A 9,051-nucleotide genomic window follows, 5' to 3' on the forward strand; every position below is an offset into this window, starting at 1 on the left:
GGATGGGGGATAGGGAAAAGGGAAATAAGGCAGATAAATTTTCTCTGACTGCTCCTAATCGTGACTCTTCGCAAGTTTGCTGGAATGAGCATCCAAAAAGTAATTCTTCTCCACTACTGACGAAGGATTTACAAAAAAAATTACTGCAAGCTAGTGACCAATTTATTGTTTATCGTCAATCAACCGATAGTCTGACTCTAATTGCTGGGTATCACTGGTTTAACGACTGGGGAAGGGATACTTTGATTGCTTTACCGGGGTTAACTTTAGCGACTCAGCGTTACGATGTGGCAAAGGATATTTTGGCAACTTTGGGAAATTACTGTCGCTATGGCTTGATTCCGAATGGGTTTCCAGATATCAATAATGAACCATTATATAACAGTATCGATACCGCTTTATGGTGGATTGAAACCTTGGGACTTTATCTTGAAGCTACCCATGATTGGGAATTTTTAGCAGCACAATATCCAGTTGTACAGCAAATCTATAAAGCTTTGATTGGGGGTACTCGCTATAATATTCAAGTTGATTCGACTGACGGGTTAGTTAGTTCGGATAATCGTGGTGTGGCATTAACTTGGATGGATGCTGTAGTTGATGGACAACCTGTAACTCCTCGTCGGGGTAAACCTGTGGAAATCAATGCTTTGTGGTATTCTGCTTTATGTTGGGCTTCGCGCTGGGCAGAAACTTTGAGCGAATTTGGAGATATTGCCGAGCAGGGACGTTTGGCAAAACAGGCTCGACGCTATACAATGCAAGCCGAACAGGTGAAAACTTCGCTGCAAAAGTTTTGGAATTCCCAATTGGGGTATCTTTACGATACGATTGAGCCGGACGATCGCCGCAATGCTCAAATACGTCCCAATGCTGTTTTGGCACTATCATTTGCCCATTGTGGTTTTACGGTACTGCAAGGGCAACATATTTTGGATGTAGCGCGATCGCGTTTGCTAACTCCTTATGGTTTACGTAGTCTCGATCCTGATGATCCTGATTATATTGGCAGTTATACAGGTAATCAGCAACAACGCGATCGCGCTTATCATCAAGGTACGGTATGGTGTTGGTTAATTGGTGCTTTTGTGCGAGGTTGGCAAAGATTTTACCTTCACAAACCTTTGCCTGTTGATTGGCAACCTTTAATGAAACATTTTACTGATGATGCTTGTATGGGTTCTATTTCCGAGATTTTTGATGGTGATGTACCCCACATAGCAAGAGGTGCGATCGCGCAAGCAAAGTCTGTTGCTGAGGTGATTCGTCATATTAGTAATAATGCTAAATAGGTATATTTTTTACTTGAATTTAACGAAATAAATATGACTCACTATGTAATCTATGACGGTAATTGCAACCTCTGTGTCACTCTCGTGCAATTACTGGAGAATCTCGACCAAGGTAAGTTGTTTCGCTACATTCCGATGCAGGATGGGGAAGTGCTTTTACGGTGGCAAATTACACCTAAAGATTGTGAAATGGGGATGATTTTGATTGATGGGAATATGCCGGAACGACGCTGGCAAGGTAGTGATGCGGCTGAGGAAATTGGACGTTTGTTACCGATGGGAGGGGTGTTTGTTGATGCGTATCGGGGTTTACCAGGGATGAAGTGGGTTGGCGATCGGTTTTATGAGCAAATCCGCGACAATCGTTATGCTCTTTTTGGTAAACGTGGGAATACTTATAAGTCCCAGTTTTGTGGTGATGGGGGGTGTTTGCCGGGTTAGGATTAATAAAATAAAATTTAAGTGTCGCGCAGAGACGCAGAGACGCAGAGAGGATTTATTAATGTACAATTTTTTGTAGGTTGGGGAGTCACTGCGTTGCGAGGGTTTCCCTCGTTATAGCAAGTGACGTTGGAGGCTCTACGTAACCCAACATAAATCTATACAATCAGTCGTAATCTATTTTTAGTTTCAGTATTTGTAGGTTGGGTGGAGGCTTTGCGTAACCCAACATAAATCTATACAATCAGTCGTAATCTATTTTTAGTTTCAGGGATGTAAATGATAGAAATGCTACGTTCCTCTGTTGAAGTTGTTGATACTACTGATTTTGTCTATCAACCACCTGTGAAAGCTAATGATGCTAAACGTATTTTGGTAAAACCTAATTTGGGTTATCCTGTTGCTGCACCTGTTACTGTTAGTATGAATGTATTAGGTAAGGTGTTGCAGGGTTTGCGAAAAGCTAGTCCGAATGCGGAAATTTTGATTGTTGAGGGTGTATGCTCGAATGTGTCGTTGTCGGAAATTGCGACTCGTTTGGGTGTATATGGATTGCTGGATGAGGGAATGCAGCTTCTTGATGCGGATGAGTTGCCTTTGCAGGAATACCCGAATCTTTCTCCGAATCCAGTGCGGTTTAAGTCGATGTTTGCACCTAAGATTTTGGAAGAGGTTGATTGTCGCATTAGTTTGGGTGCTTTTAAACGAACTTTTCTGAATGCGGCTTTAATATCAGCTTCGTTGAAGAATTTGTACGGATTGTTTCCCCGTGCCCATTATAAAGCTAGGAGTGCGAAATCTCGCGGACAGTTGCATCGTCCTTCTGTGCCGCAAGTTCTACAGGATGTCTATTTCAGCGTTGGACATTTATTTGATGGTGCTGTGGTTGATGGTAATTTAAAGTTTATTAGTAATGATTGGAAACCCGATAAGGGAAAAGCTGTAGAACTGGGGAAGGTGTTTTCTGGTGATGATATTTTGGCTGTGGATCGGATGGTATGTGAGGTGGGTAGTGAGGGAGTTCCAGATTATGTCGATGCGATCGCACAATTGAGGTTACAGCTGAACGAATAACCACCAATTTTAAGTTGTAGTGAATGTTAGTGAGCTTTTATGTTTTGCTGTAACCAGTTGGTAAATATATCACGCTCTAATTCACTGGATGCTAAAGCCAAGATAATTCTTTCCTGCTCATCTACAGAAGCATTAATTTCCAGTCCATTCAGTACAAGAAATGTTTCCATTGCACCATGTCCAGTACGTTTATTTCCATCAATAAAGGGATGATTCATCACAATTGAAAATGCTAACGCTGAAGCTTTATCAACAATTGTAGGATATAATTCCTCTCCACCGAAGGTCATACGTGGTTGAGCAATAGCAGATTCTAAAGCTCCTAAATCACGTATACCCACGACTCCTTGGGAATATTCGATGATTTGATGGTGCAAATTAAGGACTTCCAAAAATGTAAGATAACGTATCATGCTAAACGACGATAGAGTTCGGCGTTTTTCTGAAGCACATAACTTGCTGCTTGAGTAAATTCATCTTGAGGATGATTTAACAAATTTTCTATATTTGCACGCAATAAATCTTCGAGGGAGATATGATTTTCCTCTGCTAACTTTTGTAATTGTTGAAGTTGCTCGTCTGTAATATTTACAGTAATGGAAGCCATCAAAAACCTCTCAAAATCGTAGATAAATATTTAAAATTATAAAATAATAGCTTGAAAACCATCTTTACTGTCCCATCTTTTTCTCCCCTACTCCCCTTGTGTCACCATTATTAGGTACTATATATAGTCCGCTCTTCCTCATCGAATTGCCATGACGCTGAACCCGAATCTGGATGAAGTCCAGTTAAGTAAAGACGATTACGAACGTTATTCCCGCCACTTAATTTTGCCTGAAGTTGGTGTGGAAGGTCAAAAACGTCTCAAAGCTGCTAGTGTATTGTGTATTGGTACTGGTGGACTTGGTTCGCCATTATTATTGTATTTGGCTGCGGCTGGTATTGGACGTATCGGTATTGTTGATTTTGATGTTGTTGATACTTCCAATTTACAACGTCAAGTTATTCACGGTACTTCTTGGGTAGGTAAACCCAAAATCGAATCGGCAAAAAATCGCATTCTCGAAATTAACCCCTATTGTCAGGTTGATTTATACGAAACTCGGATTTCGTCGGAGAATGCACTTGATATTATTCGTCCGTATGATGTTGTTATCGATGGTACTGACAATTTCCCGACGCGCTATTTAACTAATGATGCTTGTGTGTTGTTAAATAAGCCTAATGTTTACGGTTCCATTTTCCGGTTTGAAGGACAAGCTACGGTATTTAACTACGAAGGTGGTCCCAACTATCGCGATTTATACCCAGAACCACCACCACCAGGGATGGTTCCATCTTGTGCGGAAGGTGGTGTTTTGGGGATTTTGCCGGGAATTATTGGGATTATTCAAGCAACTGAAGCTATAAAGATTGTTTTGGGTAAAGGTGAAACCCTAAGTGGACGCTTGTTGTTGTATGATGCAATGAATATGAAGTTTCGGGAATTGAGATTGCGTCCAAATCCCGTGCGTCCTGTAATCGAAAAATTAATCGACTACGAACAGTTCTGTGGTATTCCCCAAGCGCAAGCAGAGGAGGCAAAGCAGCATATGGATATGCAAGAAATTACTGTGCAGGAGTTGAAGGAGTTGTTGGATAGTAGTGCAAAGGATTTTGTGCTGCTTGATGTTCGCAACCCTAACGAGTACGAAATTGCGAAGATTCCTGGTTCGGTTTTGATTCCATTACCTGATATTGAAGATGGTGATGGTATTAGTAAGGTGAAGGAACAATTAAATGGTCATCGTTTGATTGTTCATTGTAAGTCGGGAATGCGATCGGCAAAAGCTTTAAGTATTTTGAAGAATGCTGGAATTGAAGGTATAAATGTTAAAGGTGGTATCCTTGCCTGGAGTCAGGAAATCGATTCTTCGGTTCCTTCTTATTAAGGGTTAGGAATTAGAGACGACCCACCGGGTCGTCTGTACAATAGCTATTATACTCTGGGGGTAACAGTTCCGGTGTTAGCATCTCTACTACTTAGAAAAGAGGAGATGAATAATTAAATAGTTATTTTAATCTTTTTTAATTAATCTTTACGGGATTCGATTGCAAAAATTGGCAAAACAACGACTCGATACCCTACTTGTAGACAAAAATCTATGTACCTCTCGTGCTTTAGCGCAGCGTCTGATTCAAGCTGGTGAGGTTACTGTTAATGGTGCGATAGTAGATAAAGCTGGGACAGACATCGATGTCAGTGCAGAAATTAAGATAAAAGTGCGATCGCGTTTTGTTTCTCGTGGTGGTGAAAAACTCGCTAAGGCTTTGGAATATTTTAGTATTAATGTCGCAGGACGTGTATGTTTGGATGCTGGTATTTCTACAGGTGGATTTACTGATTGTTTGCTACAAACTGGGGCAAAATTAGTTTACGGTGTTGATGTTGGTTATGGACAAGTTGATTGGAAGTTGAGAACCGATTCTAGAGTTGTTTTGCTGGAACGTACAAATATCAGGCATCTTAAATCAGAAGATTTATATAAAAAATCCCCTCCAGAGCAAGAAGGAATCGCTGAATTTATTGTTGTTGATGTCTCGTTTATTTCTGTAACGAAAATATTGGCTGTGTTGTGGCAATTATCTCAAGAACCACGGGAAATGATATTACTCATCAAGCCACAATTTGAAGTGGGTAAAAATCGTGTTGGTAAAAAAGGTGTTGTACGCGACTCTAATGACCATGCAGATGCAATTTATCAAGTTTTACAAGTTGCAAATCAAGTAGGATGGAAATATAGAGGTTTAACTTGGTCTCCAATTACTGGTCCTGCTGGCAATATAGAATATTTAATGTGGTTAGCTATGGAAAGTCAAGTTTTAGCACCAGAGTTGGAAGCAATTAAGCAATTAACAAAATCTGCTGTAGATGAGTTGAAATAGTTAGGAATTATTAGTAAGAGAATACCAAAAAATAAATGTTTCCAAATTGTAGGGGTGAGGTCTCCCCACCCTTACGAATGATAAGATAGATAAGTCTATAGTCGGAATATTTTATTTTCTGGAAATCCCCAATTAACCATTGATAATTAAACGTCGTAAATACGACATTCTGCGGCATCTGGATGTAAGTAGCAATAATGATCTAAGGAAGTTTTGATTTCTGTTGCTTGCTTACGGTGCGATCGCTCTGCTTGTAATTCTTCAACTATATCCCAAGCAACTGCACATTCTGGCGATTGATTCCCGCTCTGTTGGCAAGCTGAACGAGCTTCTACTACTGACTCTTGAATTACCTCCTCAAGAGTTTTTTTGCCTTCTTGGTAGGAGTTAACAGCAGCCTGGATTACATCTAAAGTTTCTGCCATGATATTCTCACTTAAATTATTATAGAACGATATTGAGCCTCAAAATAAGTGCGATATGCTTTATTGCCTGCTCTTGTGGAGTATTGCCAGACATGAAAGCTGATAATTTATCGCATTTAGCTGTTTCTGTTGATGTTTTTAGTGTAAACAAAATTACACAGCTATAGGGTGTTAAAAACCGCCATTTGTGGTAGTAAAAACTAACGCAAATTACTCTTCTGTCATTATGAATCTAAGTAAATGGAAATTTTGCAGCAGTAGCTACAATTACCGAAGAAGGCAGAAGGCAGAAGGAATAAAATACATTTTTTTCCCTCTGCCTTATTGGTTTAAATCCCCTAAATTGATTTATGGGGTTTTCCTAAGATTTCAATTCTCAAATGTGATTTTGAAACTAATAGTTAGAATAGCTTTTGATTATGAATCGATTATTTATTACTCAAAATAATTATTTCCATAGTATATTTACCATGATGTCAAATTTACTTTCTATTACCTAACTCTTGCTGTAATCGAAATAAAATTGTATCTTTGGGAACCTGGGCAAGAATTTCTTGAATTACTGTACTTGCACCAAATTGTCCCCAAGTGCAGCCATTTTTGAGATAAACTTGGGCAGCTTTCCCGACTGTATAAGCACCATAACCAGCAATTCCCGATTGCGCGATCGCACTTCCCACAAATCCTGTAATATTGGCTCCACTATCCCCTGTGACAACCGTAGCACTTTTACCCAACCCAAATATCAAACTTGTACCCAATTCCCCCAATAGTAAGCTTCCAGAGCTAAATAAAATCGTTTGGAGAATCTTTGCGGCTTCGTAACCCGTCATCGGTAAACCGTATAATCTGGAGAGGGAGCGAATTAAGGCTAAATCCGCGATCGCACCACTTATGACATCAAGAACCGCAATCGGATTTAACCCCACAGCTAATGCTTTATATTTTGCATACTGCCAAATCATTTCCTCAGCAGTTTCATCCCTGACATCAATTGTTTTTTGAGCAATACTTTCTTCAGCTTCCCTCGCTTGTACTAAGGCATTTAGTGCTAATAATGACCTACCTTCACGGTTGAGAATACTTAGAATTACCTGTCTTAATTCGTCAACCTGTGGTGGTAAATTTTCCCACTCATAATCAACTTTGCCATCAGCATACTCAACCCGCACTTCCAAAGGTGCTGGTTCTGCTGCTACCATGACAATTTCATCGGGTTGCAAAGGTTTCTCTAACAGATTTCCCGCACCTAATTGCTGCAAATTCCTGTAAACTGCTTCTCTATCGGTGTCGGGATATAAATCAACTTTGTTAAACACCAAAATTAGCGGCTTTTGTGATTTACGTAACTCCAACAAAGCCTGATACTCAGTGCGCGTGATATCACCCGATACAACAAACAAAATTAGATCGGCTTGTTGTGCCACATCCCGCGCCATTTGTGCCCGAATCTCACCCGCAATTTCATCTAATCCAGGTGTATCAATTAATTCTACTTTTACTTTATCGCTTGGACTCCAGCGTATGGAGCGGGGGTATTGAGTGACACCATTGAGTGGTCCAGTTTGGAGGATTTTTTGTCCTAGTAAAGCATTGAGTACGGCAGATTTTCCCCGACTTACTAAACCAAATGCGGCAATACGTATGACATTATTGTCAAGTTTATTCAGAGTTGCATTCAGCATCTCTAGTTCTGATTTTACCAAACCCGCTAATTCGCTGTTGCTCGTTGATTGTCCAGGTTTACGTAGATTATTGTACCAAGATAAGGTTTGACGCAGGCTAGCACGAGCGCGGTTTAGGTGGGTTTCTTGTTGATTGTTGGACACAGGAATGGGGTTTGTGAAAAGTAGGTGGTTTTAGTTCAATACAGTGCTGCTCCGCAGTAGGCAGGTATTGGCTTCTCGTAGAGTAGCAAGCTACAGTTAAATGTTATTTTATTCTCTCTGCGTCCTTTGTGTCTTGGCGGTTGGTAAAAAAAATAATTTTGATAACCTTAACTGAACCATATTAGGTTAAGGTAAGTGTATACTAATAACATTCATTAATTACAGATAGCTGTAATAATGTGTTGATGAGACTAGTGGAAAAACAAGCTGTAATGTATCCTGAATTGGTGGTAATAAATTCAAAGATTAGTATTCATAATTTTCAATAACTTTAATAAATTATTTATACAAGAAACACTATGATTACACTCTTTATAATCACCATTAATGTTGTTGTTTATATCTTTATGGTGAGAGAAGGAGTATCTTGGATAGCTCCAAATCCTCAAGATTTACTTGAGTGGGGAGCAAATCAAAAAAATATTATTATTGAACAACGCGAATATATTCGACTTCTCAAAGCTTCTTTTATCCATGTAGGCATAATTCATTTATTTTTTAATATGTATTGCCTATCTTCCATCGGGTTATTAGCAGAAAGAATTTTGGGGAGTTTTTATTACCTTTTTGCTTATTTAGTATGTGCGATCGCAGCTAATTATGCTAGTGCTAGTTTTAATCTTCCACAGATAGTAAGTTGTGGTGCTTCTGGTGCGATTATGGGAATCGCTGGAACTGTTTTAGCTGCAACTCTAAGTATGGGCAGAAAGAATAAAGTTGCATCGAAAGTTTATCAATCTCTTCTTTCTTTTCTGATCATAAATATTTCGATTGGTTTTGTAATTCCCATAGTTGATAATGTGAACCATATTGGTGGTGCAATAACTGGTATATTTATGGGAATTGTGGCAATCATTTTAGGTATTGTACGTCGAGATATATTTGAATAGATTTAGCTGGTAAATGATAATAAGTACATCTATTTGGGTACATCCCAGTTTTTATTCTTCCAAGAAAGATAAATAAATCATGAGAAAGTAAAGGGAAATTAAACGCGAACGC

Annotated in this window: 10 protein-coding genes; 6 read left to right on the plus strand and 4 right to left on the minus strand. The window is 39.3% G+C overall.

The genetic code is table 11. The features are described 5' to 3' along the window. The 3 genes from CK510_RS20495 to CK510_RS20505 form a co-directional block, all read left to right on the plus strand. A partial coding sequence (locus tag CK510_RS20495) for an amylo-alpha-1,6-glucosidase (RefSeq protein ID WP_095723466.1) occupies positions 1–1,292 on the plus strand: 1,292 nt, incomplete at its 5' end. A gap of 33 nt (positions 1,293–1,325) precedes the next feature. After that, positions 1,326–1,733 carry a thiol-disulfide oxidoreductase DCC family protein gene (locus CK510_RS20500; protein ID WP_095723467.1) on the plus strand — a complete coding sequence of 136 codons (408 nt, stop codon included), beginning with the start codon at positions 1,326–1,328 and terminating at the stop codon, positions 1,731–1,733. Between the two features lie 279 nt (positions 1,734–2,012). Beyond that, positions 2,013–2,807 (plus strand): DUF362 domain-containing protein, encoded by a 795-nt coding sequence (locus tag CK510_RS20505; protein WP_095723468.1) that lies wholly within the window; start codon positions 2,013–2,015, stop codon positions 2,805–2,807. A 26-nt stretch (positions 2,808–2,833) separates the two neighbouring features. On the opposite strand, the gene CK510_RS20510 is transcribed toward CK510_RS20505, so the two are convergent. Continuing rightward, positions 2,834–3,220, minus strand: coding sequence for a type II toxin-antitoxin system death-on-curing family toxin (locus tag CK510_RS20510; protein ID WP_095723469.1), 387 nt, complete (start codon positions 3,218–3,220; stop codon positions 2,834–2,836). After that, positions 3,217–3,414, minus strand: coding sequence for a DNA-binding protein (locus tag CK510_RS20515; RefSeq protein WP_095723470.1), 198 nt, complete (start codon positions 3,412–3,414; stop codon positions 3,217–3,219). The genes CK510_RS20510 and CK510_RS20515 overlap by 4 nt, the downstream gene beginning before the upstream one ends. 151 nt (positions 3,415–3,565) lie before the next feature. Between CK510_RS20515 and moeB the strand changes: the two genes are divergently transcribed. Together moeB and CK510_RS20525 are read left to right on the plus strand one after the other, a co-directional pair. Then, a complete protein-coding gene (gene moeB / locus CK510_RS20520) occupies positions 3,566–4,741 on the plus strand; it encodes a molybdopterin-synthase adenylyltransferase MoeB (protein WP_095723471.1) in 1,176 nt (391 codons plus the stop codon). Between the two features lie 169 nt (positions 4,742–4,910). Then, a complete protein-coding gene (locus tag CK510_RS20525) occupies positions 4,911–5,735 on the plus strand; it encodes a TlyA family RNA methyltransferase (RefSeq protein WP_095723472.1) in 825 nt (274 codons plus the stop codon). Positions 5,736–5,881: 146 nt separating this feature from the next. Here CK510_RS20525 and CK510_RS20530 read toward each other — a convergent pair whose 3' ends face one another. Together CK510_RS20530 and CK510_RS20535 are read right to left on the minus strand one after the other, a co-directional pair. After that, a complete protein-coding gene (locus tag CK510_RS20530; RefSeq protein ID WP_095723473.1) occupies positions 5,882–6,160 on the minus strand; it encodes a Calvin cycle protein CP12 in 279 nt (92 codons plus the stop codon). A gap of 482 nt (positions 6,161–6,642) precedes the next feature. Continuing rightward, positions 6,643–7,989, minus strand: a complete 1,347-nt coding sequence (locus CK510_RS20535) for a GTP-binding protein (RefSeq protein WP_095723474.1) — start codon at positions 7,987–7,989, stop codon at positions 6,643–6,645. Positions 7,990–8,348: 359 nt separating this feature from the next. Between CK510_RS20535 and CK510_RS20540 the strand changes: the two genes are divergently transcribed. Continuing rightward, on the plus strand, positions 8,349–8,939 hold the full coding sequence (locus tag CK510_RS20540) for a rhomboid family intramembrane serine protease (protein ID WP_095723475.1): 591 nt from the start codon (positions 8,349–8,351) through the stop codon (positions 8,937–8,939). Positions 8,940–9,051 lie beyond the last annotated feature (112 nt).

Source organism: Brunnivagina elsteri CCALA 953 (genome assembly GCF_002289455.1).
In the GTDB taxonomy this organism is placed as follows: Bacteria; Cyanobacteriota; Cyanobacteriia; order Cyanobacteriales; family Nostocaceae; genus Brunnivagina; species Brunnivagina elsteri.

Coding starts and splice junctions, on each gene's coding strand:
- CK510_RS20500 (WP_095723467.1), top strand. CDS start 1,326: ATGACTCACTATGTAATCTATGACGGTAATTGCAACCTCTGTGTCACT.
- CK510_RS20505 (WP_095723468.1), top strand. CDS start 2,013: ATGATAGAAATGCTACGTTCCTCTGTTGAAGTTGTTGATACTACTGAT.
- CK510_RS20510 (WP_095723469.1), bottom strand. CDS start 3,220: ATGATACGTTATCTTACATTTTTGGAAGTCCTTAATTTGCACCATCAA.
- CK510_RS20515 (WP_095723470.1), bottom strand. CDS start 3,414: ATGGCTTCCATTACTGTAAATATTACAGACGAGCAACTTCAACAATTA.
- moeB (WP_095723471.1), top strand. CDS start 3,566: ATGACGCTGAACCCGAATCTGGATGAAGTCCAGTTAAGTAAAGACGAT.
- CK510_RS20530 (WP_095723473.1), bottom strand. CDS start 6,160: ATGGCAGAAACTTTAGATGTAATCCAGGCTGCTGTTAACTCCTACCAA.
- CK510_RS20540 (WP_095723475.1), top strand. CDS start 8,349: ATGATTACACTCTTTATAATCACCATTAATGTTGTTGTTTATATCTTT.